Genomic DNA, 24,487 nt, shown 5'->3' with positions numbered 1-24,487 from the left:
CTCGCAAGGGCGTTCCAATTAAGGAGTCGCAATGCTGCCTTACCCGCAGATTGACCCGGTAGCCGTCGCTATCGGCCCGCTGCAAATTCACTGGTACGGTTTGATGTATTTGGTCGGTATCGGTGGTGCCTGGCTGCTTGCGTCGCGGCGCCTGAACAAGTTCGACCCGACCTGGACCAAGGAAAAACTCTCCGACCTGATTTTCTGGCTGGCCATGGGCGTGATCGTCGGCGGACGACTGGGCTATGTGCTGTTTTACGACCTGTCGGCCTACATCGCCAATCCTCTACTGATCTTCGAAGTCTGGAAGGGCGGCATGGCGTTCCACGGCGGCTTTGTCGGGGTCATGATCGCGGCCTGGTGGTTCGGCAAGCGTAACGGCAAAAGCTTTTTCCAGTTGATGGATTTTGTCGCCCCATTGGTGCCAATCGGCCTGGGCGCCGGGCGGATAGGCAACTTCATCAACGCCGAGCTGTGGGGCAAACCGACTGATGTGCCGTGGGCAATGGTCTTCCCGCCGTTCAGCGACCCCGCGCAACTGGCGCGACATCCTTCGCAGCTGTATCAATTCGCACTGGAAGGCGTCGCGCTGTTCATCATCCTCAATCTATACGCTCGCAAGCCGCGCCCGACCATGGCTGTTTCCGGCATGTTTGCACTGTTCTACGGCATCTTCCGCTTTGTGGTCGAATTCGTCCGCGTTCCGGATGCCCAACTGGGCTATCTGGCGTGGGGCTGGGTCACCATGGGTCAAGTTCTCAGCCTGCCGATGATCATCGCCGGCCTGTTCCTGATCTGGCTGGCCTACAAGCGCGACCCGGCTGCCAGCAAGGCAGCGGCTTAATACCGAAACGCCGGGTGCCAGCGCCCGGCGCGTTCAACAAGGCAGGTTATTTATGAAGCAATATCTGGAACTGGTCGCGCATGTCATCAAGCACGGCACCCTGCAAGCCAATCGCACCGGTGTGAACACCATCAGCTTTCCGGGTGCGATGCTGCGTTATGACCTGCAGGAAGGTTTCCCGGCGATCACCACTCGGCGCATGGCGTTCAAGTCGGCCATCGGCGAAATGGTCGGCTTCCTGCGTGGCGTGAGCAACGCCGCAGAGTTCCGCGAGCTCGGCTGCAAGGTCTGGGACCAGAACGCCAACGAAAACGCCCAGTGGCTGAACAATCCGTTCCGCAAGGGCGAGGACGATCTTGGTGAAATCTACGGCGTGCAATGGCGCAAATGGCCCGCCTACAAGCGCATCGACGCTGGCAACGTGGCGGCCATCGAACTTGCCCTCGGCCAGGGTTATCGGCAGATTGCCGAGTCCGAAGAGGACAGCCAGTCGTTCGTGGTGCTGTACAAGGCCATCGACCAGATCCGTCAGTGCGTCGATACCATCATCAACGACCCAGGCAGCCGCCGCATCCTGTTCCACGGCTGGAACTGCGCCCAGCTCGATGAAATGGCTCTGCCGCCGTGCCACCTGCTTTACCAGCTGCACCCGAACCCGCAGACCCGCGAAATTTCCCTGACGCTGTACATCCGCTCCAACGATCTGTTCCTTTTATTGGAGCACGGTGATACTGCACAGTACGCCCTAGCCGCCTAAAAAATTTCCCTCTTCCTCCTGTTTATATTGACGTTGACCTTTTGCACATAGTGCGGAGTATGGTCACGAGGATGATGGAGGAATGTTATGAAGGTGGTCATCGCTGCAAGGTTGAAGCTTGACCTTGGCCAGTCCCAGTTGAATGAAGAAGCCCCAACCGTCAAAGGCGCTAAGACGGTGGTTGGCGCTGCCCTGTTCGACGATCAAGAACGAATCGTCCCTCTCGTGAGTGAATACCTTTCCCGGGGAGTGAAGGATGCCAGTCTCGCTTACCAGAGCGCCGAAACCTATGGTCGTAACCTCGGCTACCTGATCAAGCACCACCAGGCCCTGGACGACTACAAGCACTTGACCGCTGATCAGATTCTGATGGTCATAAGTCGTAGCGGCTTGAGTCGTTATTTCTATCACCTGAGGGTCGAGGAAGAGCTCGACTCAACGACGCTGCGAAATCGAGATGCTTGCTACATGGCATTCTTTTCTAACTTTCTTTGCAGCACTGGTCATCAGCGCTCAGCCTATCGTGAGGATAATCCTTACGAGCTCGGTCTCATCACGCCTGCGCCCAAGCGCCGTTTAGTTATTGGCTGCGACCCTTCAGAGCTAAAAGGCCTTCTGCTTAGTACTGAGCTGGAGAGGGAGCGCTGCTTGCTGCAGTTTATGCACGATGCCGGTACCCGTCGCTCTGAGGTCGGCCGGGTTACTCTCCTCGCGGTAAAGGAAGCGCTTCGGTTTGCCACCACTCAAATGGTCGGTACGGCGACTACGGTTGCGGCATTGCCTGCTTACTGTCCGGTCTATATTGAAGGCAGCAAGGGGGCCGGAAATGAGATCAAGCCTCGATATTCGATTGTTAGTCGGCCTACCCTTGAGCGTATCCGCAAGTACCACGCTTCCCCTTTATATAAAACATATGCGCGCAAGTTCAGAGATGAGAGTGAGACGCCTTGTTTTTTCAACGCTGACGGCGAGGCATATAGTGCTGACACCATCAGCAAGCTGTTGGAGAGGGTGTCGAAGCGTGGGGTGATGTCCGGCAGGCTTTCACGTGCTGTGTCGCCTCACAAGCTCCGGCATGGCAACGCTTACGCCATCCTTAATAGCCCGGACTTGGGGACTGATTTTTTGGACAGGCTTGTTATTACCCAGAAGTCCTTGGGGCATGCTCGTCTCGAAACCGTAGAGACGTATACAGCGATTCCCCAAAGTATTTACAGAACTTTGTGTGGTACCGACTCTGAGCTTAAGACTCGTGCTGAGATTACGGCCCAGCTTGTGAGTGAGACGCGTAAGCGTATTGGTCTTGGAGACAAGAAATGAATAGGCACAATCCCATCATTCATGTCGAAGAATGGTATCAGCGAACCAGATCCAGTCAGATGCTTATGACTGAGATTGAGTTTGTGCCTATGAGGACAGATGGTCGCCTTGAGCTCAGTGACGACTACATCAACCTGCACAGACTAAATGCAGTCGATAAGGAGGTTCTGGAGAAATACACTGATTTGATTGTGTTGGATCTACAGGCATTCGGGCTTCTGCAGGTCGGAGAGATGTCCACTACTGCATGTAGTTGGCGTCTAAAACTCTTCAGGTGGTATCGATTTCTCAGCCCGGAAGAAAAGCAGTCAGTCCCCCTTAATGGCAATAAGATCACAGTCCGTTATTGCCATACCAAAGTGTCCCAGCTCAAAGGCGTTACGCACGCTGCCGGATATCTCAAGGGCGTTGCTGATGCTTTTGAAACTATCAATGCAGAACACGCCGAGGCTGGTTATGCAGACCCTTCCTATAAAACTGTAAAGGAACGGACTGCAGCTTATGGTCCGTCCGAAAAGGGCTTGAGCGTTAATGATAAAGTTAACGCAATTTTGGGGAAAGTACTGAATTCTGTTGAGGACCTGGCAGCCAGTAATGAAGAGCTGCCTTTCGCTCCTTTGCTACATATTCTCTCTCAGAGTGCACTGGCGAAGTCCGGTGAGAAAAAGTACTACAAGTGCTGGAGTGCTTATACGTACATTTGCAATATGTTGGTCTCCGAGGGGTGCAGTGGTCAGGAGGCCTATCAGCGCTTGTTGGATCCTATGCTTCTTGCAAGATTTCGTAAATATCTTAATAATCTTGTCAATAGTAGGATCATTTCACCATCATTTGCCACAACTCAGCTTAGCTACGTTCGCGTTGCGTTGAAAGTTACTGGATCTATTAAAGGGATGGAGGGGCTTAGGTTCTTCAATGCCCCTGGTTTCTCAAGTGAGCGGGTGACAGATAACTACAAGCCCTACACGCCAGCTGAGCGAGATATCATCGCGAATGTCATTGAGGCCGATATTGCTAAATACAATTCTATGGCTAAGCCATATGCGAAGAGTGGGGTGGGCCAAGACCCCATGAAGCACAACGGTAAATTTATTTGGGCTGAGAATGCACTTGATAGCGCGCGATGGGTATTTGAAAATAAATTCGATTGCAAATTTGACTTCTCCCATGCTAATGCAATTTCAGGATACAAGTATTTTTTTAGTCGGACTCTGGTTAATAGCGGCATAGGTACGCGCGCGGTCTTGGAGAGTTGGGGTGTCATATGGAAGGTCGATTTGAAGGTTATCGCCCCCTATGTCGTGCGGCTTGCTCAGGTTACAGGGTTAAACGCAAACTCGCTAAAATATCTGGACGTTGAAGATTACGTGCCGCGCCATCGGCTTAGCGGCAGGCCTTGCTTGCGTTACTGGAAGGAGCGATCCAGTGGCGAAAAAGAATACCATTTGGACATATTTCAGGCAGATATCACATGGTTGACTCATTCTCAGTCTATTGAGGTTAAGAAAATTATCGATGATGTTTTGGCCTTGACTGCGCAGTTACGGAGCCAAGCGTCGCCTGGGGTTAAAGAACATTTATTCATATGGCAGTCTAGCAGTCGCAAAAACTATAATGCCATCAGGTCTCTGAAGACTGCTAGGGCAGATGTAGTGACTGATCTGTTTATGGAGTACTCTAAAGCTAAGGGGTTGGTGGGAGATGATGGACAGCCGTTGTCTATCACTGCAGCTAGGTTAAGGCCTAGTTTCATAAGTGAGCTTATCGAAAAGGGGGTGCCGCTGAGAGAGGTACAAGTCATTCTTGGTCATAAGTACCTTTCAACCACCATCGATTATTTGGATCAGTTGGACTATAACCGCATTGCCCGTGACAAGCTTGAGTCTGAGCTTCGTTCGCTGCAGGAGAAAGCACTGCATTCAACCCTGAAAGGCGAGCCAGCGAGCGCACTTGGCGAATCATTACTATATGAGCAGGTTGAAGATTCCGATATCATATTCAAAACCCCATTGGCTAGTTGTAAGAATATTTTCAATCCCCCAGAGATGATCAAGAAGTCGATCTATTACGTCCCTGGTAAACCATGTTCTCTCTATAATAAGTGCTTGGCGTGTGATAACTGCATGATAACCGTCATGAACTTGCCTGATATTTTTGCGATGCGTAGAGATTACCTACGAGCTACAGAGGTAGCTCGGGTGATGGATACTCCTTATGGGCAGGTTATTCTTGATAATCTTTCTCTTATTGAGGGCATCGTTGGGCCGGGGTCTGATTTTTCTCCTGATGAGTTGCGAGAAGCGGAAATCTTATCAGAATTTATCGACTCAACTGTCGTGATTGATGGCGTGGGTTTGTGACAGTGTTTGTACTGGCATCTAAAGCTGGAGATAGTGTATGCTGGATTTAGAATACAAAGTGATGCCTTTGCTTAGGCTGGCATACTTCAAATCTGTCACAGATCGCTTGGTTCAGGAAGTAGAGGACCAAAGCGTGCGCCAAGAGTTGGCAGGAGATGCGTTAGCTTTCTATAACTATCTCAAGGGTTACAGCGTCACCAAGGTCTCGCATTTTCTGGATCCTGTCTGGGATTGGAATCTGGACAATAGAAATGCCGCTAAGACTATGCGTGGTAGCAAGTTGCTGATTAATTTTGAGCGCTTTCCAAATGTGCCTGCGGGCGTCCTGATTGAGCTCAAGGTCATCATCCAGTGCTACGCATTAGCTCCAAACGCTCTAGTGATTGCCGACAAAAACTCCAAGGCCAAAAGAATCCCTAAGGCCGCCACAGTGGTGAGCTTGTTCAACGAAGGTCTAGCTTTTTTGGATACGCTATTTTCAGTGATGTCGGAGGCGTTCGGCGATGAATTTGTGTTAGCCGAGATCAACTCTCTCCAGCTTGTTCCGGTACATTGCTATGAGATAGCGGCAAAAAAATATCCGCGCATTTACTCTGAACGGATTCGGCAATTCTTTGACATTGTATGGTCGCCATTTTTCAGGGGGACGGTATTCGTAGGGGCATTGGCGAATGTGGTTGCGGCAAATCTTCCTTGGGCGTCCGTAGCGGCCAAACAAAAAGAAAATTTGCCGAAACCACCCAAGGAAAAAATCTTATCGAATAATGCTTTCCAGCATGCTTCGATGATGGGCTCCCTTGTGATTGTGGACTTTTTGGAGTCGATGAATATCCCTATAATTGACGCTAACTCTTTGGCTCGCCGGAATGAGCAAGGCTACAGGGAGTCCGAGCGTAATAATATTAATCCTGACACCTTTGCCCTTTACACGTACAAGCGCCTATCCATTGCCGGACACCCGATGGAAGATATAAAGCGGGCAATTGGCCGGGATGACCAGTTTACTGTTGAAATGTTGTCATGTTGCTCAGTCACCGCTTTCAAACGGTTCAAAGAAGTTCATGGTTATGTGCCGGATGAGGCATTTTGGTTTTATTTGAATTTCGTTTCCTACGCTTGCATGTACATGATCGCCCAATACACAGGCATGCGTGTCTCGGAGTTGGCCGATCTGATCAGTTCCGAATGCTTGAAGCCTGATGGCAGCCGGTGGTTGATCAGAAGCAATGTTCATAAGCATCGGGAAGAGTCTGTACTTTTGTTCGATGATTATTGGGTGGCAATCCCAATCGTCCGCGACGCTGTCCAGGCCTGCATACTGATCTCTCAAATAAAAGCCAATCCTTATGTATTTTCCAATGCATTCACTGTGCCTTTTGGAAAGGAGCCGGAGGCGCTATCTGGGGTCTCTTATAAATCGACGATTGGCGCCTTTCTAAAAAAGGCTCTTAGTGATAACGAATATAATGAGTTGAATTTTTATCCTTATATGTTGCGACATACTCTCGCATACCAATTGTATCGCGCGGATGTGGGGCTCCCATTCATTTCCCATCAGTTGAAACATTTCAGCGGGATTGTTGGTTCATTTGGGGTTACCAAGGGATTTAGCAAGACTACATTGGCCTATGGCGAAATTGGCGATATGCTCGCTTCTAACTCTAAACATGATTCTAGCAGAGTTCTTCGGCATACTGCCGAGCTGGAGTTGGTCAAAAACATATATGACCCAGGCAAAGGATTTGCTGGGAAAAATGCCGCGCACCATGTAGCTAACCTGCAAAAAACATTTGATGGTTACCTCGCCGCAGGCTACACCGAAGGTGAGATTTATGAGGCCATCGCTGAACAGCGTATTGCGGTTGTCAGCGTCGGTCAGGCATTTTGTTATGGCAACCGAGCTGAGGAGTTTGATCCCTCAATTCCTTGTCTTGGCGGATTACGATGCAACCCTAATCGTTGCTCCAGTGCAGTTATAACAGAAGGCAATGCTCCTGCCTGGCAGGGGGTGTTTGAACAAAATCAACGCATTCTCGCCAGCCCCTCAATGAGCCACCTACACGAGGCCAGTCGAGAAGCAATGACCGAAGCGCGCGAAGTGCTGCTGTTACTTGGGCACGAGGTATAATATGAGTGCGTCTATAAAATCAGGCTATGATTTTGATGCCAAGAATGGTGAGGATTTTGACAAGAATACCGAATCCATCACCCAAGCATTGATGAAGATATCTGGTGATATCAAACTCAAACCTACAGCGGCTGAATTAAGTCGTTTGACTGGGCTTCATCGCAACACACTTCGTGGTCGGGAATGGCCTCTCAAAAGGCTTGAGTCCATCAAGGAGGATAGGGCTATTGCTGAAATCCGTAAAGCAATGTCTAAGAAGAAAAAGTCTGATCCAGTCAGCGTGCTTACGGAAAAGCTTGCGGCGTCGCGTTTGGAATTAATCTATTGGTTCAACAACGCTGCTGAAAAGGAGGACAGCCATCGCTTGCATCTACAAGAGTCAAAGCTATTGGCCGAGTCGTTGGATTTCTATAAACGAAGGCTCGCTGAGACCCAGCAAAATTTGACCAAAGCGCGTAAAGAAATCGAGCGCCTCCAGGACGTGATCGATGTTCTGGAAACGTCTAACAGAGGATGACTTTGGGCGTGGGTATCGCAAGACTAGAAGTGGTTCACTGATCATTTTTTGAGCATGCAGGGCAGATGCCGGATACATTGGCGTTCGGATTAATGAGCCCACTATTTTAACTCTGGATTGCGAGAGCGGCGTACTAGGTTGATAGGGCTCCCTGACGTTCGTGCTGTGGAAGCGGGTGATGAAAATGTCGCTGTCGTCCAGTTTTTTCGCTCTCAATCAGTCATCACTCAACATCCGGTGCTTGCGCCCACGACCAAACACACTGCGCTCCGGTTTTCCTTTTCGGTATCATTGCAGTTTTCAGACGTTCCCCCTTTGGGGCAACCGACCAGAGGCCATCATGAAAGCGTACCTAGACCTCCTCACAGACGTCATCACCAATGGATTGGTCAAAGGGGATCGGACAGGCACCGGCACCAAAGCTGTGTTTGCCCGGCAGTTCCGGCATAACCTCGCCGATGGCTTCCCGCTGTTGACCACCAAGAAGCTTCACTTCAAGAGCATCGCCAATGAGCTGATTTGGATGCTCAGTGGCGACACGAACGTCAAATGGCTCAACGAAAACGGCGTCAGAATCTGGGACGAGTGGGCCACCGAGGAGGGTGATCTAGGCCCGGTCTACGGAGAACAGTGGACTGCATGGCCGACCAAGGATGGTCGCACGATCAACCAGATCGACTACATGGTTGAGACGCTGAGGACTAATCCTAACAGCCGTCGCATTCTGTTCCATGGCTGGAACGTTGAGTACCTCCCAGATGAGCGTCAGAGCCCACAGGAGAACGCGAAGAACGGCTTGCAAGCTCTGCCGCCTTGCCATCTTCTCTACCAGGCGTTCGTCCACGATGGGCATCTGTCGATGCAGCTCTACATCCGCAGCTCTGACGTGTTCCTGGGGCTCCCATACAACACCGCTGCGTTGGCACTGCTGACCCATATGCTGGCACAGCAATGCGATCTGATCCCTCACGAGATCATAGTCACGACCGGCGACACTCATGCCTACTCCAATCACATGGAGCAGATCCAAGAGCAGCTAAGTCGTACGCCTCGACAGCTTCCTCAGCTGAAGATATTGCGCCGCCCAGACTCGATCTATGACTATCGTTTCGAGGACTTTGAAATCGTAGGGTACGACGCCTACCCAAGTATTAAAGCTCCAGTGGCCGTGTAGTCTGGCTTACCCAGCGGCCATTCGCAGATGCATTCAGTGCGCCGAGATCGTTCGGCGCTAGCGTTTCCTTCGTCCGACCACGAGGTTTCCACGGAATGAACCGATCAGAGTGCCGCAGGTACGAGAAAGAGTTTCCGAAGGTTCTGAAAAAGGCGGGTGATGCCTGTGGCATATGCCGCAAGCCCTTGCCGCACAATTCACGTACTTTCGGCGGAGTCTTGCCGGATGGCCAGGCCGCTCTGGCCGGGGAGTGCTGCCAAAACCAGCTTGATGTCGTCATGGGATCTGGGGTTTACATTAACCAGAATACTGATGCCATCCTGGATGCGATTGACCAAATGAAAGGTGGTTCAGGTGGCCAGCCTGTCGGTGACGCATTAGAGGCGTCGAAGAACCTGCCGTCGGGTATCGGCGGGCAGGATAAGATTGTTCAGAGCACCATGCAGCGTGCGGGTGTTACAGGGCCTGTCAGCGGTATCTGCCTCTCTGATACGCCATGGAAAACCGGTGATGCCCTGTGGTTCGAGAACCATCCAGACAGGTCTCACCGATTGCGCCCCATGCATGCAGGTGAGCAAGAGACGCTGCCGCCTGAAATGAAGGAAGCCGTCATCCCGGCAGATCATCGCTGGGAAATCCTGGTTCGACAGATCAAACAAGGGCAGCGTGTCCGCTCTGCTTTTTGCCGTAATACCAGTATGGATAGGCCGGGTTGGCTGACTTCAGCACGACATGGTCACCCTGCAGGATAAGAATTTTGCACAGTGGCTCATTGTTCAGCGCCGCAATCACGATGCTGCCACTGGACGGCGTTCGCGACCGATCTATGACCACCAGGCTGTCATGGAAAATCTTTGCACCTTCCATACTGTCGCCATCGATCTTGGCCACGTAGATGTGAGGCGCACGCAAATCCATTAACCGGTCGAATGAAAAGTCCTGCTCGATGTGATCCGCTGCTGGGTTAGGAAAACGGCATGATCCCGCACCTTGCAAAGGTTAGATTCCCGCTGTATTACACGTTAGCCTTTAGCAATAGATGAAGCCAAGGATGCCCTCATGAAAGCTGACCCTCCTACGCAATCCGAAACTCTGGATCTGGAAAACTGCACGCTAGATCAAATCGTTGATGTGCTTTGTGCCGGTCAACCGATCAACCTTCCTCAGGGCGCTGGTCAATTTTTCCTAGACCTTGAAGATGCTCGCCTCGCGCTGGGATTTTATGCACGGCGGCAGGATCTCTGGGCGCAGGCAAAACCAGTTTCAAGCAGCGAGGTTGATCAACTACTCGGTGCCATTGGTAAGCCGCAGCCACATGTGCCTCGCAGCCATGTAGCGAGTTCCGCAGCCTCGCGTCCTTGTTGGCGGCTCCAAGAGTTTCGAGCCCATCGTTTTGCTGGGCTTCAGCGTCACTGCGATTCGGCCGGGAAAGCACCTGAGGTTCTGACCGTTCGACTCGATCGCGATGTTACCTGCATCTGGGGGTTCAACGGCGCCGGTAAATCCGCATTGCAGAGTGCGATCATGTGGTGCCTAACTGGTAAGGCACATCGTTCTCAACACAAGCCATCGGAGGTACACAATCCAATCACCGTCGACGTAATGTCAACAAATGGCGAGAGCGACACTAACACCAGTTTCACTCTACCCGTGATCGTCCCATTGCCTTCAGCGTCAGATCTCTCGCTGCTAGGCGACCGCCCCGCGTGTGACACATGGGTGGAGCTGGACTTGCAGGACCAAGATGGAAACGGTGTGACCGTCAGACGCGAGCTGACGCGAAATACCAGAGGAACTGTATCTGTAAACGTAAGTGGCTTAGACGACTTACGGCTGCCACAGTGGGCCATCGAAGCTGGTACGTTGATGCCTGCTATCGCTGCAAATATGCGCTTCGATGAAAAGACAAGCTTTGCCGAGGCAATCGCTCAGCTAACAGGTTTACGGCCATTGCAGGATCTGGGCATGCGTTTACCACGCCTCGTCCGACGCTTGGAGAAGGACGACACCGACACTGCCATAGATGCCAAGGATGCTGCTCGTATTCATTTCATAGGCAGCAAGGCTTCGTTTCTCGACGCTTGGCGTGCACAGGCTGAAACGCTTGGTCCTGAGCCCGATTTACTGACACCTGAAAAGGTAAGCCCTGAACAAAGTTGTAGCGGCTCGATCGCAACCGTCCGCGAGAAGCTCGTCCAGCACCAAGCAAGCGGTCTGAGCGACATTGAGATGATTCTTGGCAGCACGACCTCGTTGTCAACGCCAGAGCGCAGTCAAACCCTCCTTGGCCAGCTCGCCTTGGCAAGAGAGCAATTAACCGGCGCAGCTCTGAAAGGACTTCCCTCACTTCGAACCATCCAACAGATCGAGGAAATCAGCGACGCGGATCGAATCGCCGTCCTCGCTAAACTAGAAGAGCTAGCACAACGAGCGGCAGATCAGGTCAAGCGTCAGCAGAACAAGGAACAAGCCGCACGCCAGCAGTTATACACAATGGTTGCGCTGTGGCACCGGCGGCAACACCCAGATAAACCGATCTCTGACTGCCCAGTCTGCGGTTCAGATCTGGTCAAAGTGCCACCTGACGCCCTCTTAGACTCCGATGTCGCTACCGCTCTTCAGGCAGGGCTTCAGGCGCACCAGGACGCAACAAAATCACTTGCGGATTGGCAACAGGGTGCTGCGAGTGAGCTGCTGGAGGCGCTACCGAAGAACCTGAAAACCTTTGCCGAATACAAAGGTCGCGGTACTGTTCTCGATCTTTATAAAAATGCTTATGTCAACGAGGCACTCAAGGACCAATCTTTCGCAGCGGACCTTCAACCAATCCAGAGGAATGCACGTAAGCTTTGGGACCGCTTGATCAAAGCGCACTCGCTTTCCGCCGAACAGCATTCCGATCTTATCAGCTTGCCTGAGGAGCTTGCGACGGGGGGGCTGGCCAGCCGATTTGCCAATCTACAGCACGTCGTGACGTTGAGTACGCAGCGTATAGCTGTCAAGGCGGTAATGCAGACGCTTTTGGCAAACTACTTGGGAGTCGGATCATTTTCCCGGGGCGAGAAAGTCGACGAAATGCCCGATTTGATCAACCTGCCAATCAGGCACCAGTTGTCAGCACTGCACCAGGCGATTACCACTTCAGAGCCGTTAATTGCCTTAACGCGGCAGATTGACGTGATAGAGGAGGCTCGTAAGCGCTGGGTGCTCGCGAGTCAACGACTTAGGCTAATTAAACGCGCAGCCGCAGCGATACAGCAGCTGACACGTTTACCACAATTGGTTGAATATCAAGTCCAAGGCCTGATTCAGTTGCTGGAGACTCGTACAACCGCTTGGCTCGATCTGATTTATCGTCCTCATTACAATGGTGGACCGCGGTATCTCGGACTAGATCCTGCCCGCTCTCAAGGGGTAGGGCTATACGCCGGGCTAGGCGCGGTACGCGTCCAAGCTCACGAAATCATGAATTCATCTCATCTGCGAGCTTGTGTATGGGCGTTCGTTTTCAGCCTATGGGAGCGCATCCGAGAACGCTCTGGCGCGTTGGAGGTGTTGCAGCTGGATGATCCACAGACCTTCTTTGATCCTATTAACACCGAGAATCTTGCCGCAGCAGTACCAGCTTTAGTAAAAGCGGGTATGGCGATCATTATCACGTCCAACGACAATCGGTTCATCGCCGCAGTAAAAGACAAGTTACCGAGAAGCTCCTCCACGATCCCATCATGGACCATGTTGCAGATCAGCCCTTTGTCTTTGTCCAGGTTGACAATCGCTCTGACTCCTACGCTCGAAGAAGTAAATGAACGTCGCCAAGCATGGTGTAACGACTCCAATGACGTTGCGGCGAGCCAAGAGTTTGTGGAACGGGTTAGGCTGCATATCGAGAACCGCTTGTGGGACTTGCTCGCAGCTGACCCTATGCTGCTCTACAAACCAACCCTAGCGGACCTGATCGCTCATATAGCCAGTGCACGCAATGCTGGAGAATTACCTTTCCAAGAGCCTCCTTTCGAAAAGCTGCTGAGTTGTAACTCGTTGAAACCGGGCACCCACTTTTACACAACGATCAACCAAGCCCATCATGACCTTCGAAAAATTACGCCCCATGATGCCGCAGCCGTTGATGAAGGCTTTTCGGAGGTTGACCGGCTGATAAGAAGCTGCGCAGCAGCTTATGCAAGGTTCATGGGACGGTTGACTCGAGACGATGAAGAACTTTTCTTTGCCACATCACCAGAAGCACCCACTGTACTAGCTCATAACGAGCAGAAATTTCGTGTGCTTGGTGACTTTAGCGCTCAAACACAGACAGAGGTCGCCTCACCCGCTGAGCCCCCAAGCGCGGTCTCATTGGACTCGCTGGGGAATGTGGCACTGTATGCGATCCATGGTGATTCACTTGGCGCCCTCGCAAGACAGGGACAAGTGGTGATCGTCTCTCTTGAAAAAGCAGCAAAATGTGGCGATCCAGTCATCGCTCTGTATAGCGATAAGACGTTCGCCAGACGTTACCACTCAGATAAAACTGATATCAGCAAATTGATGCTGGCTTGTGAGCAATCCGTTAGCGAGAAGGTTGCGCCTGCATTGGCATTACCGCGAAATAAAGTCCGTCTAATGCCCATCGTCGGGGTCCTCTACGACTCAATTGCGCAAGTCGGTGCAGGTGAGGCCAGATATATCGACAACAGCAAAGTTTTTGGAGCGCCGTTGGTAATCGCTCGTATTGTTGACCACAGCGGCTACCCATTAATTCGTCATCGCGACTGGGTGCTATTGGAACCCCTACAGATTTCCTGTTCGGAGGACTTAGAGGCCCTGCGTGGTGAGCTAGTAACGTTGGTAGCCAGCCGTGACGGGGACCGCAAAGCTTATTTGAAGCGAGTAGGAATGCCCGTTAGCGGAGAGCTGCGAATCTTCGACAGTGTAGGCACCTTCGGAGACGCAATAGCCATAAACTGCAAGGCCCAAGCATCCTCCCACATACTGCAATTGATGGATGCGTGGCGCGTTCGAGGGGTGCTGCGTGGTATTTCTGATTGATTTGATAATTTGTAATTTACTTCGCCAAACGATCGCTCGAAGGTCTGGAGCTAGGCCGCAGGGAGCTGAAGGGCTAATTCAATGGTGAGCCACCTCCCAGAGGCACCTGAACGGAATAGGCCTCCTCCCGACGGTCGCTCAAAAAAAGGAAGTTACCGTGCGGTTGCCGTTTTTTCAGATTGACGGCCACGAACTTTCTCGCAAGAAAAATCCGAAAAATAGTTAGATTAGGTAAGTATATGATTTATTGAAGATAAAACACATATAACAGTTAGCAAGGCTCCGGAACTTATGGACAAATACACCAAGCAAGACCTCGATTCGGAAATCAGCGTTAAGCTGACGCTTTGTGACATCATTTACGTGAATTCATACCGCAAAGGTTATAACCCATCGAAGTAACGGCTCAGCAGTGCTGGCAGTTTGGACGTGTCAAATTTGCGTCTAAAGCACAAAATGAACGTCCACCTTACTGAACGACATCTAGCCCGAACACCGATTAAGGACAACTTGATCCCTTAAGACTCAATAGGCGTTATCGCGGTTGTGTTGAATATCGCTTTGATATTTTCTATCACCGCCTCTGATGTGAGCCCCTGAACAACACCCGAAAAGGGCAGGTTTCTCGGTCTATAAGTGGCTAAGGTCGTCAAGGGGACGTTCTCATTGACGACGTGTTTGACGATGTTCGTATCAGCCATGGAAAGTACAGCGGTATCAACTCTGACGGGAGCGCCCTCATATATATGGCCCGGGTACATGAAATCCTCATACACATAGCCATTATCCGCCGTACTGACAAACCGTTCATCTACACTACCCTTGACTTCAGAGGCTATCGCCAGCGAATGTAGGTGGGTGCCGGTACGCCTCTCCAGCATCTCAACGATGTATCCTCCACCCGCTCTGGCAGCCACTTCAAGAAATATAAATCCGCGAGAAGACTCTATCGCTTCCAGATGAAATGTCAGTGTCACACCACCCAACGCCTTTACACATCGAATGGCCAGACTTTCCAGTTCCGCGTTATAGCATTGAATTGAACCGAAGGGTCGGCCCTCCATGAACTCCAAGCAGGTGCCGAAGTAGCGAGACGTGCCCACAACCACGACTTCGCCGTCGTGTAGGTATCCATCAACATGCCATATCTGCCCTTCAATGAACTCCTCAACTTCCAGTTGAGATAAGGTAGAAGCGTCCAAATGCGTCAAATGCTCAACGGCAGCTGAGACGGAAGCAAAATCGATAACCCCGCGGCTGGCGCTGCCATCTTTCGGTTTGACAATCGTTCGTCCCGTCCAGCCAATTTGATCACAGGCTTGAGCATCAACAAAAAGTGGCGTTGGGATTCCCGTCTTGGACAAAACCTCCTTCATCCGCACCTTGGACCTGAAATTGATGGCTGTGTCGGGAAGCATTCCCGGGATGCCGTACTTAAGCCTCATCTCAGCCGCCAACTCTATGAGCAATTCATGTCGAGCGATAATCCGATCAAACTTTACTGCCGAGCTCAGGTACTTATCCAAAGCAGCGCCAAGGCGTTCCTCGGCGCCACCGCACACTTTAGTGCAGCGTAGATTCGCAGGGACATTATCCAAATACGCCTGCTCACCAAAATAAACGACCGAGTGCTCATCATGATCAACGGCCACATCGTAGCGCATGTTGGAAAACTCGCTTTTATGAATAATTAGTATATTCACGTTTTTCTCCAGATAATTTGAAAGACAGAATAGATAGCAGGCAGAACACTGCCATCGCTAATGAAAATGCAATTGCGCCGCCTTTAGCGATAACGAACGCACCGATTGCGGGCCCCGTTACATTACCGATCCGCTTCAAGGTCATGAGCCCAAGGTAGGTGCCGCGCATATTCGGGGGCGCCAAGGAATCGACATAAGCAGCTGCTGTTGGAATAATCAAAACCTCCGCGAGACTCAGGAGTGCGACAAATAAAAACAATATGTACTTGCTAGTTTCAACGCTGCCCAGCAATCCGTAGGCCAGCAGTGACACACAACCTCCAGCGATCAGCGTGATTTGCTTGCTAAGTCGGCGCTCCAAAAAAGAAGACAACGGCTGAAGTAAAAAGATACTGATGGCATTCAAGCTCACGAGCTGTGTATAAAAGGCAAGACTGTCCACAGAAAACAGATTTCGAATGAGCAAAGCAATGTTAGTTTCCAGCTGGGAATACGTCATTAAAAAGAATATGACCCCGATCAGCGTATATACCAATTTAGTATCCGTGAGTACCTGGGTCACGTTGGTCATAGACTTTTTCTCAGCGCTAACGGGTACGTCAAGTCTCGTCATACACCTCGCCAAAACGAGTTGGACCAACAAATAAACAATATAGACAATAGACGCTACAAGAAACATTGCCTTAGACGCAGCAAAACCGGTGTATAAAGCGGCCAGGGGCCCCAGCGCGGCACCTATGTTAATAGCAACATATCGCTTCCTGAATGCAGAATGCCTTTCTTCTATCGGCAAAAAATCCGCCAACTGGGCTTGGGATACTGGCCAATACAAGGAAAAACAAACACCTGATAAAAACAGAGCAGAAGCGACAAAGTACGGGTAAAAATCGGCATCGGACCAGCTCGCACTAACTAGGTATAAAATAAAGAAAACCATTGAAACACCGCAGATACCGATATTCGAGATCAGCTTCCTGCCAAATCTATCCGACATCGCTCCGCCCACGACACCACTCAGCAGCGCACCTAATGGCTGAAACGAAACGATGAGAATCACAGCCAGTCCGTTGACGTTAGGCAGCCGGAGCAAAAAGAATGCAAGAAATGGCTCAATCGCGCATTGCACGGCCATTAAAAAAAAAGCGCTGAAAAGAAAAAAACGCGTTATTCGCTGTCTATCTCTACTCGCCCGCACAACGTATACTCCAGAAGTTATAAACCGAGCTTAATAGTTTCGTTCCCAAGGCAACGAATACGTTTTTATGTTGGTATATCCTTTATACGTTTCGACCACGCCCTCTTTATAGCCTAACCCCGAGTCCTTGATACCGCCGAAAGGCGAGGACTCTGTACGGTATCCGGGTACCTCATTAAAATTTATAGTACCAACTTCAAGTTCATTCACAAATTTGGATATGTAATTGAGGTTGTTTGTAACAATACCGGCCGATAGTCCGAATCGGGTGTTATTGGAAATACTGATAGCTTCATCGATGCTGCTGAACTCCATGACCGGTGCCGTCGGTCCAAAGGTTTCATTCGCGACCAATGCCATGCTCGGGTTAACGTTACTGATAATAGTTGGTTGGATCAAAGCGCCCGAACCTTCCCCCCCAAACATCAATTTCGCCCCACCGGCAATCGCCGAATCGATTCGATCAAAGATGCTCTGCGCACTTTGTTTATCAATTACACACCCTACACGGGTTGATTCATCCATGGGGTCCCCGCTCTTGAACTTCATTGCCTCAATCTTGAAAAGTTCAATAAATTCCGACTTCACCTTGCTGTCGACCAAGATTCTCTTGACCGCCGTGCATCGCTGCCCCGAATTAGCGAATGAACCTGATGCCGCCAACGCAGCCGCAATCTTAAGGTCTGCATCGTTGCACACGATCAACGGATCATTCCCACCCAACTCCAACACCAGGCGCTTATAGCCGGCAGCCTTGGAAATGGCCTTGCCTACGGACGAGCTACCGGTAAAGGAGATCAGGTCAACCCCATCGTGATTCATTACGATATCTGCGAACACGTCGGCTTTAGCGGTGACGACCTGGAACATATGGCTGGGGAGGCCAGCCTCATAGAGTAATTTCGCAAATAGAATTGCAGTGAGCGGCGTCTTCTCTGAAGGTTTGACGATAATTCTATTATTGCTGGCGATCGCCGGGGCGACCTTGTGCACGACTTGGTTCAACGGATGGTTGAAAGGTGTGATTGCGACGATGGTACCGCTCAATGGCTCACGTTTAGTATAAATCACACGATTATTTCTTGAGGCCGTCACATCACAGGGTATAATCGCGCCGTCGTCACTCAAGGCTTGCTGTGCTGAGAAAAGTAGCACATCGCAAGCGCGCTCCACCTCATGCAGCGTGTCGTGCAAGCACAATCCAGACTCCAATGTAATGAGCCGTGCGAATTCGTGTTTTCGATGCATCAACAAGTCTTTTGCGAGCATCAATATATCAAATCTTTCAGAGCGCTTTAAGTTAGCTTTGTAACCATTCGCATAATTGATAGATTCAATTATAGCTTTCACGTCAAGCGAGGGTACACTTCCCACGCGCTCATTGTTATAGGGATTGAAGATATCTATGCTGGACTGACATCCAGCTTCGTTGCCCGCGACCACCCCTGTCATTTCAAAATTAAGACCCATAACCACCTCACTTATAGAAATATTGATAGCTGAGCATCAGGGAGCTAAGTAATAAGAAAATAGAAAATATTTTTTGATAAACCAAGCTATTAAAGCTATTAAACAATGCTCGCCCAATAAACCTATGAACCAAAAATACACAGGCTATCAATATAGCTGTTTGCACACGAGGGATATTAAGCTTGCCTAAGTATGCTAGGGTGGTTATTTGCGTAGCCGCAAATAACGTGTACACCACAACAACATAACTAGAAACCTCTTCTTTTAGCGAGAAGGTTGAGGAGGCAAATGAGGTCAGCAGCCCGCCGCCCATATTGGTCAAGCCGTGCACAACACCGATACTAGCCAATGATTGATGCTTATAACGTCGACACACCCGCCTGAAAAGTTCTAACAGTTTAGGGTTGAGTCGCAGCAGGGCGACCAATACCAGCAATGCGGCGATGAAAGGCTTTAAAAAATCTGTGTCCGTCAATGCCGACGCCGCGACCATACCGAATGAGACACATACCAAAATTAACGGTATCACCCTCTTTTCGAACAAACGTAACCCGATCCGCCTTTCAAAAACCTGATAGCAACTTAAGAACAACGAGCAGGGCAACAATATATTAATTGCATCAATGTACGTGTAGCCCCATAAAAGCAAAAGCGGTGTTCCAAAAAATAGTAGCCCGACGCCGAATATCGATTGAACAGCCGTCAGCACACAAATAAACAGTGGCAGGTAAACTCCACTCAACATGATAGTGCCCCCACCGTCCTACTCAGGATAAAATCCAACAGAAGATTGTTACTTTCCTCAATACTGATTTCAGCCGTATTGACTACCAAGTCGGGCAGCAAGGGCACATCGTAAGGAGAACCAACCCCGGTGAAACCCTCAATTTCTCCCTTAAGCGCTTTAGCGTAAAGGCCTTTGGTATCCCTGTCAATGCAGACGTCCAAACCAGCATTGATAAATACTTCAAAAAAGTTCTCTCCAATAATCTCACGTGCCAATTGTCTATCATGAGCGGCGGGAGAAATAAGCGAGACAATAACAATACATCCCTGTCGGGCCATTATCTTTGAAAGTTCAGCAGCTCTTCGAATATTTTCAGACCTGTCGTCACTGGAAAAACCTAGATCCTTATTTATGCCCAATCTGACATTATCGCCATCGAGGACACATATATTTTTGTGCATATCAAAAAGAGTTTTCTCCAGCAACATGGCCAGCGTTGTTTTACCCGCGCCAGATAGGCCCGTAAACCAAAATACGCCAGACCTGTGCTTCTGTTTTTGTTCACGTTGTGCCGTCGAAATGAAATGGTGTGTCCAAACGATGTTACTCATAATGACAACTCCTGTTCTCATAATGCCTGAAGAAAGCCTTTTATGTTATCCAAATCCATGGGGTGCATAATTTTAGTATCGGCAAGGTCCAGTCGAGCAGAAAGTGCAGATAGATTTTGCCGATAAGAGGCAATCACGTCTGGAGCTTTGGAAAGACTGGTTAATATTCGGACGCCCTCTTGGGCGCCCATCGCATCATTGACCAGCAGTACGATACTCAGCCCGTTGATTTTTGTGATCAGTGGCAAAATAAGATCTGCCCCAGCCTCGAGAAGATCACCACCTATTTCTATCACGATCAAATCAGCTGATTGCACTGCGGCATGAAGCAATGTGACAAACGAGCTGCAGATAACGTCTTTCTCTACGCCATAGGTCGTGGGCAACCCGCAGTGTACAAAATCCAGCACTACATCATAGTTAGCGTCCGCGAAATTTAGATAGTCTTTCATGCGGCCTGTACCACATACCTTAATTGCCGCTGTTTTTATTTCAGTTGAAGCCTTCTTGGCAACCAGGTTTATGTTACTGACAAACGTTGTTTTCCCAGATTCTGCAGAAGTTCCACAGACTAAAATGACTTTTTTACCAAGCGTGGAAAAATCGAAGTTAATGACCGGCGCAAGATGCTGGTATTCAGCAACGTTAATTGTACTGAAGATCGTCGGCGCCGCAAGTGTTCCGACAACCCTCAGTCGCATCGGCAATGCTTCGACGGTATCATAACTGATGACGTCGCCGATAATGCCCCCTTGAGCTAACAAGTACAGCACACTATTTTCGCCTATTTCACCCTCGGGCACACAACCATTCACATTGGTTCCCGAATATCGATTGGCAATCACACCAACAAAATAGTCACGTTCAAATATCCTTACAGGGTGTCCTTGAAAGTTTTCGACATGCTGGTAGACCCCGTTCGTTTCCTGCGATTGGCAGAGCACTAAATCCCCCGCTCTTAGCAGTTTCGGTTTACGGCATACGATACTGTGCTCCAAAGCATGTCCGGGCACAAATCGCGCACAACCAGAAATGACCTTCGCCCCATGCAAACCTTTGACATTATTCATTTGAACTCCTTGTTAAATAACGCACACAAGCGCCTTCTACTTTCGGACGCGACCACGCCATGAACACTCATACAGGTTCAGTTTTTTACTACGTGCGAACTCTACGTACGGCAATAGTCGGCTAGTGTTCACCTGCACTACTCGTTGACCGAAAAATAGCACGCTAAGACGCTCAGCATTGCCGGCTGTTTTTGCGCATATTCATTTGTTACAGGGCAACGAGTTGCACTGAAGACACGTTATTTTCTTCAACATTCTTCAGTTTGGCGATGGCTGAACTTAATGAACTGGTGACGGCTTGCTCATCGCTGAACAATAAGTCCTGCAGTTCTTGTTTCATATCATCCAATGCTGCCTGCCTTTCGATTTGGTGCTGTTGTTGATTGTCTTCGGTCATTTCGACTCTCCCGAACGTAGATGTCAGTTATGCTCAAGCTAGGCTCAAGCTCCACAGCTCTCTTGGGTTAGATACTATCTCGCCATCTTGCTCGGTACGCTGCCCCACAATCGGATAGCGGCCATGAGCAAATCTGTTGTTATCCATTATAATCAAGTCACCGGAATCCATTACATAATATTTGTGCGCGCTGGCAGCTCTGACTGCATTCACTAAATACGTCAACGCAGAGAGGTAACAATCACTGTCTTTTATTTCATTACTAAATCCGGCATACCGCTCGAGTAAGTCTTGCTTTAGCCTAACGCCGAAATCGAACGGCCCCTTTTTATCTTGCAACTCATAAACGAGTGGTGAATCCAAGACCTCTTCTTTTACATTATCTGCGGTGAATCTAATATTGGTTGTTAGTAACGTATGTATATGACGATCATAGCTGTGCGCGTCTGCCTTACGCAAGCGGTAAAAAAAGTCGGCCCACTCGACAATCTTAGACTCGCCCCGGCTACCCACGTCGGTATTACGCCAGCCTGGATCCACCATTAGCATTGCGAAATACTTCGGTCTCGGATTGAGCCAAGACCTGGCGTTGTGGGGCTTTAGCTCAGCACCGACATAGTGAATAGATACAGCCTCATCGTTCTTTGGTAGCTTAAACTTCACTCTGTTTATATAAGGGTTCGGACTTCCATCATCGAGCAGGCTTTTGGAGGAGTAGTTGACTAACGGCTGACCGTAATTTTCCACCAGAGATAAATAAACGTCCGCGTCTAAAGGAAAGTTTTTTACATAAGCCAATCCATTGCGTAGCAAGTGTTCTTTTACTTTTTCAAAAAACACGCGCCGGGAACGTAGGCGATCTCTTCGAAACAGACCTTTTCTGATGTAAGCATTAAACACTCTCCACGCGGTGGCATTTTTTGGAAAACTGTAGATACTCTTCCCTTAACGCATCCTGCGCAGGTGAAAGTTCGAGGCTTTTATTATAATACTCATGAGCCAGAGAAAAATTGTTCTCCACCAACCTTACAAACCTGGCTAATTTACCCAGCGTATAGGGGTGATTAGGTCGGACTTCCAACGCACGCAGCATGATTGTTTTTGCTCGCGGTGCGTCTTGTAAATGGCGCCACACATACAAGGCGTAATTACATAACGTTCGAGGGTGACGAGGGTCATGCTCCAGCGCTTCTAGAAATTTTGCCTCGGCTATCTTGAGGTCTTTCTGTTCGTGCTGGGCGAATAGCGCATAATTCGAACACACGCGTGCGTAGCGTGTTCGGGGATTAATGTAAGCCCCTGAGTGTTTTTTTCGATCGTCATGAACCCAATGGATTTGCTCTGTCCATAGGGCGAGCAAACGTAGATCTCCGGCTTTTTCCGGATAAGTAACCTCCATCTGCCTAAGACCGAAACAATCAAGTCGGTCCTCCAAGTAGTTAAATCGCTTCATCGTTTCCCATTCGGAAAGCGTGATGAGTTCTTCCAGCTCACTCGTGAGTTCGGCCTTAGTATTGGTATTATTGATCAATCCGTACTTTTGAAAAAAAGACTCATCCACGGATATTCCAATCAATTGTAGGAACGCGCATAGGTCTTCTGACAAAGATTCTTGTTTGCCAACAAAATCAATAGGCTTGCTCGCTGACGAAATATAAGAGCTAAAAATATTCGTCAAGGCACCGGGCATTTTCGTTGTTACGTTTCGTATAAACTGCTCAAAATTATCATCCGCGCATATCCGGTCAATTTCATACTGGGGACGCCAACCTTTCTCCATTCGATAAGACCAGTATGACTGGTACCAAGAGATCGGATTTCTGACGAACGCTCCTACAAAACTATAATTGTCTCGGTCAAAATAACTCAGTTGATCATGATGACGCATCTTGGTATCACCGACAATCTCTATATTCAAATTCATATCTTCAAGTACGGCACGCACCCAGGTACTGCCAGTCTTGGGTACAAGTAGCAGTAGAGCGTTTTGATCTGGAAAATAGATAGCCATCAGTTAACCTCCGTTAGGTCCAAGGTTTTGTATCTAAACCTCAATGCAATATTGTCGAGTGGGATTTCCGGTCTAGGAAAGACCTCGTTCGGGTTGATGGCGGTTCTACAGTGTATAAATACTGTCCCAGTCGTATTTTTAAGCTCTGCCATTACTGAATGAACTGCGTCAATGCCGTCACACTCATAGACGTGCTTAAAATTACAAGCCTTTGCGATTTCTGCAAACCGCACCCCGCCGGAATTGGTCTTCTGCGCTCCCGTAGATTCGTGAGCGCCGTTGTCCAGTAATATATAGACGTAATGGGAGGAAACATACCGTCCCACCGTTGACAGGTTGCCGAGCTTCATTAATAAGGAACCGTCGCCGTCGAAGACCGTGATCGGCAATAGAGTGGAATGCGCATAACCCAAAGCGATGGATGAAGCACAGCCCATGGAGCCCGCCATATAGAAGTTGTCTGCTGAGTCGTTTAGACCATAAAGTGTCCTGGCGTTATAACCCGTGCTGGCGATTATCCTATTTGGTAGTCCCTGCTCTAGATAGCACGACATCACCTCAGTCCTAGTCGGCGCTCGGCCCCCGGCGACGCTTATGATATTGCTATAGCCGTTGTTTACAGGCTCTTTAGAATTGACCGGTACAGCCGTATTTTGGTTGTCGATCGTTCCTTTATTTATTATTAGCGCTTGGCTAACTCTCAGCGAAAGTGAGCGCGTGATTTTTTCAAGCGCAGAAGCATAGTCAGGTTGGGTACTGGGCAGATCATTAACGTCTAGCTGCATTAGTGACAGCATGCTGGACGTAATTTCTCCCATCAACTTGTGCTGGGCTTCATCTGTGCCGATCGGCCAACCACGGCGCGAGATTAGGATAAGTAATGGTATACTGTAAGATTGTATAAGCGATGTCAGCGGATTAACCATATTCCCAAGGCCAGAGTTCTGCCCCATTACACAGGCTTGTTTACCCCCGAGCCAAACCCCAGCGCCAATACCAATGGCCTCTCCTTCTGAGGTAGCCGATAGATATTCGTTCTGATGCTCGGCTTCGAGCCGTGTATAGACCCCGGAAATATAAGAGCACGGCACCCCAATAAAACGCTGTATTCCGCTGTCGACTAGGCTTGACAGAAAAGTCCCTGAATCTATCAT

Annotated in this window: 20 protein-coding genes; 9 read left to right on the top strand and 11 right to left on the bottom strand. The window is 49.6% G+C overall.

The window, feature by feature from the left end:
* Positions 1 to 31: 31 nt before the first annotated feature.
* The 8 genes from lgt (at position 32) to I9H09_RS23850 (ending at position 9,852) form a co-directional block, all read left to right on the top strand.
* A complete protein-coding gene (gene lgt / locus I9H09_RS23885) occupies positions 32 to 844 on the top strand; it encodes a prolipoprotein diacylglyceryl transferase (protein WP_005896178.1) in 813 nt (270 codons plus the stop codon).
* Positions 845 to 896: 52 nt separating this feature from the next.
* The gene (thyA, locus tag I9H09_RS23880; protein ID WP_268949037.1) at positions 897 to 1,601 is read left to right on the top strand and encodes a thymidylate synthase; all 705 of its coding nucleotides are present in this window, start codon (positions 897 to 899) and stop codon (positions 1,599 to 1,601) included.
* An 87-nt stretch (positions 1,602 to 1,688) separates the two neighbouring features.
* Positions 1,689 to 2,921, top strand: coding sequence for a tyrosine-type recombinase/integrase (locus I9H09_RS23875; protein WP_236502535.1), 1,233 nt, complete (start codon positions 1,689 to 1,691; stop codon positions 2,919 to 2,921).
* Positions 2,918 to 5,281, top strand: coding sequence for a site-specific integrase (locus I9H09_RS23870; protein WP_236502534.1), 2,364 nt, complete (start codon positions 2,918 to 2,920; stop codon positions 5,279 to 5,281). Before I9H09_RS23875 ends, I9H09_RS23870 begins: the two co-directional genes overlap by 4 nt.
* A 37-nt stretch (positions 5,282 to 5,318) precedes the next feature.
* On the top strand, positions 5,319 to 7,409 hold the full coding sequence (locus I9H09_RS23865; protein ID WP_236502533.1) for a tyrosine-type recombinase/integrase: 2,091 nt from the start codon (positions 5,319 to 5,321) through the stop codon (positions 7,407 to 7,409).
* A gap of 1 nt (position 7,410) precedes the next feature.
* On the top strand, positions 7,411 to 7,926 hold the full coding sequence (locus I9H09_RS23860; RefSeq protein WP_236502532.1) for a hypothetical protein: 516 nt from the start codon (positions 7,411 to 7,413) through the stop codon (positions 7,924 to 7,926).
* Between the two features lie 340 nt (positions 7,927 to 8,266).
* Positions 8,267 to 9,100, top strand: coding sequence for a thymidylate synthase (locus I9H09_RS23855; protein WP_236502531.1), 834 nt, complete (start codon positions 8,267 to 8,269; stop codon positions 9,098 to 9,100).
* A 95-nt stretch (positions 9,101 to 9,195) separates the two neighbouring features.
* Entirely contained in the window at positions 9,196 to 9,852 is a 657-nt protein-coding gene (locus I9H09_RS23850; protein WP_236502538.1) for a hypothetical protein, read from the top strand.
* Here the strand turns inward: I9H09_RS23850 and I9H09_RS23845 are convergent.
* On the bottom strand, positions 9,752 to 10,096 hold the full coding sequence (locus I9H09_RS23845) for a LexA family protein (protein WP_329610891.1): 345 nt from the start codon (positions 10,094 to 10,096) through the stop codon (positions 9,752 to 9,754). The two genes, I9H09_RS23850 and I9H09_RS23845, sit on opposite strands and share 101 nt — an antisense overlap.
* Positions 10,097 to 10,159: 63 nt before the next feature.
* Here I9H09_RS23845 and I9H09_RS23840 point away from each other — a divergent pair, with 63 nt between their 5' ends.
* Complete coding sequence (locus tag I9H09_RS23840; RefSeq protein WP_236502530.1) at positions 10,160 to 14,149, top strand: ATP-binding protein; 3,990 nt, start codon at positions 10,160 to 10,162, stop codon at positions 14,147 to 14,149.
* Between the two features lie 518 nt (positions 14,150 to 14,667).
* Here I9H09_RS23840 and I9H09_RS23835 read toward each other — a convergent pair.
* The 10 genes from I9H09_RS23835 to aepY form a co-directional block, all read right to left on the bottom strand.
* Positions 14,668 to 15,852 carry an ATP-grasp domain-containing protein gene (locus I9H09_RS23835; RefSeq protein WP_236502529.1) on the bottom strand — a complete coding sequence of 395 codons (1,185 nt, stop codon included), beginning with the start codon at positions 15,850 to 15,852 and terminating at the stop codon, positions 14,668 to 14,670.
* On the bottom strand, positions 15,830 to 17,047 hold the full coding sequence (locus tag I9H09_RS23830) for an MFS transporter (RefSeq protein ID WP_283108489.1): 1,218 nt from the start codon (positions 17,045 to 17,047) through the stop codon (positions 15,830 to 15,832). Before I9H09_RS23830 ends, I9H09_RS23835 begins: the two co-directional genes overlap by 23 nt.
* 30 nt (positions 17,048 to 17,077) lie before the next feature.
* Entirely contained in the window at positions 17,078 to 18,517 is a 1,440-nt protein-coding gene (phnY, locus tag I9H09_RS23825) for a phosphonoacetaldehyde dehydrogenase (protein WP_236502528.1), read from the bottom strand.
* Positions 18,518 to 18,524: 7 nt separating this feature from the next.
* Positions 18,525 to 19,262, bottom strand: coding sequence for a TSUP family transporter (locus tag I9H09_RS23820; protein WP_236502527.1), 738 nt, complete (start codon positions 19,260 to 19,262; stop codon positions 18,525 to 18,527).
* Positions 19,256 to 19,855 carry an adenylyl-sulfate kinase gene (cysC, locus tag I9H09_RS23815; RefSeq protein WP_057431038.1) on the bottom strand — a complete coding sequence of 200 codons (600 nt, stop codon included), beginning with the start codon at positions 19,853 to 19,855 and terminating at the stop codon, positions 19,256 to 19,258. Before cysC ends, I9H09_RS23820 begins: the two co-directional genes overlap by 7 nt.
* 17 nt (positions 19,856 to 19,872) lie before the next feature.
* The gene (locus tag I9H09_RS23810; protein ID WP_236502654.1) at positions 19,873 to 20,925 is read right to left on the bottom strand and encodes a hypothetical protein; all 1,053 of its coding nucleotides are present in this window, start codon (positions 20,923 to 20,925) and stop codon (positions 19,873 to 19,875) included.
* Between the two features lie 208 nt (positions 20,926 to 21,133).
* Entirely contained in the window at positions 21,134 to 21,322 is a 189-nt protein-coding gene (locus tag I9H09_RS23805) for a hypothetical protein (protein WP_236502653.1), read from the bottom strand.
* 33 nt (positions 21,323 to 21,355) lie between these two features.
* A complete protein-coding gene (locus I9H09_RS23800) occupies positions 21,356 to 22,162 on the bottom strand; it encodes a Fe(II)-2OG oxygenase family protein (protein WP_248972586.1) in 807 nt (268 codons plus the stop codon).
* A gap of 52 nt (positions 22,163 to 22,214) precedes the next feature.
* Positions 22,215 to 23,333, bottom strand: a complete 1,119-nt coding sequence (locus tag I9H09_RS23795) for a sulfotransferase family protein (protein ID WP_103379373.1) — start codon at positions 23,331 to 23,333, stop codon at positions 22,215 to 22,217.
* Positions 23,333 to 24,487, bottom strand: coding sequence for a phosphonopyruvate decarboxylase (gene aepY / locus I9H09_RS23790; RefSeq protein ID WP_248972611.1), 1,155 nt, complete (start codon positions 24,485 to 24,487; stop codon positions 23,333 to 23,335). Before aepY ends, I9H09_RS23795 begins: the two co-directional genes overlap by 1 nt.

Origin of the sequence: Pseudomonas tremae, from assembly GCF_023278125.1 — a bacterium.
In the GTDB taxonomy this organism is placed as follows: Bacteria; Pseudomonadota; Gammaproteobacteria; order Pseudomonadales; family Pseudomonadaceae; genus Aquipseudomonas; species Aquipseudomonas tremae.
Note: the sequence above shows the minus strand (reverse complement) of the source record. Positions and strands in the feature narration are given on the sequence as shown.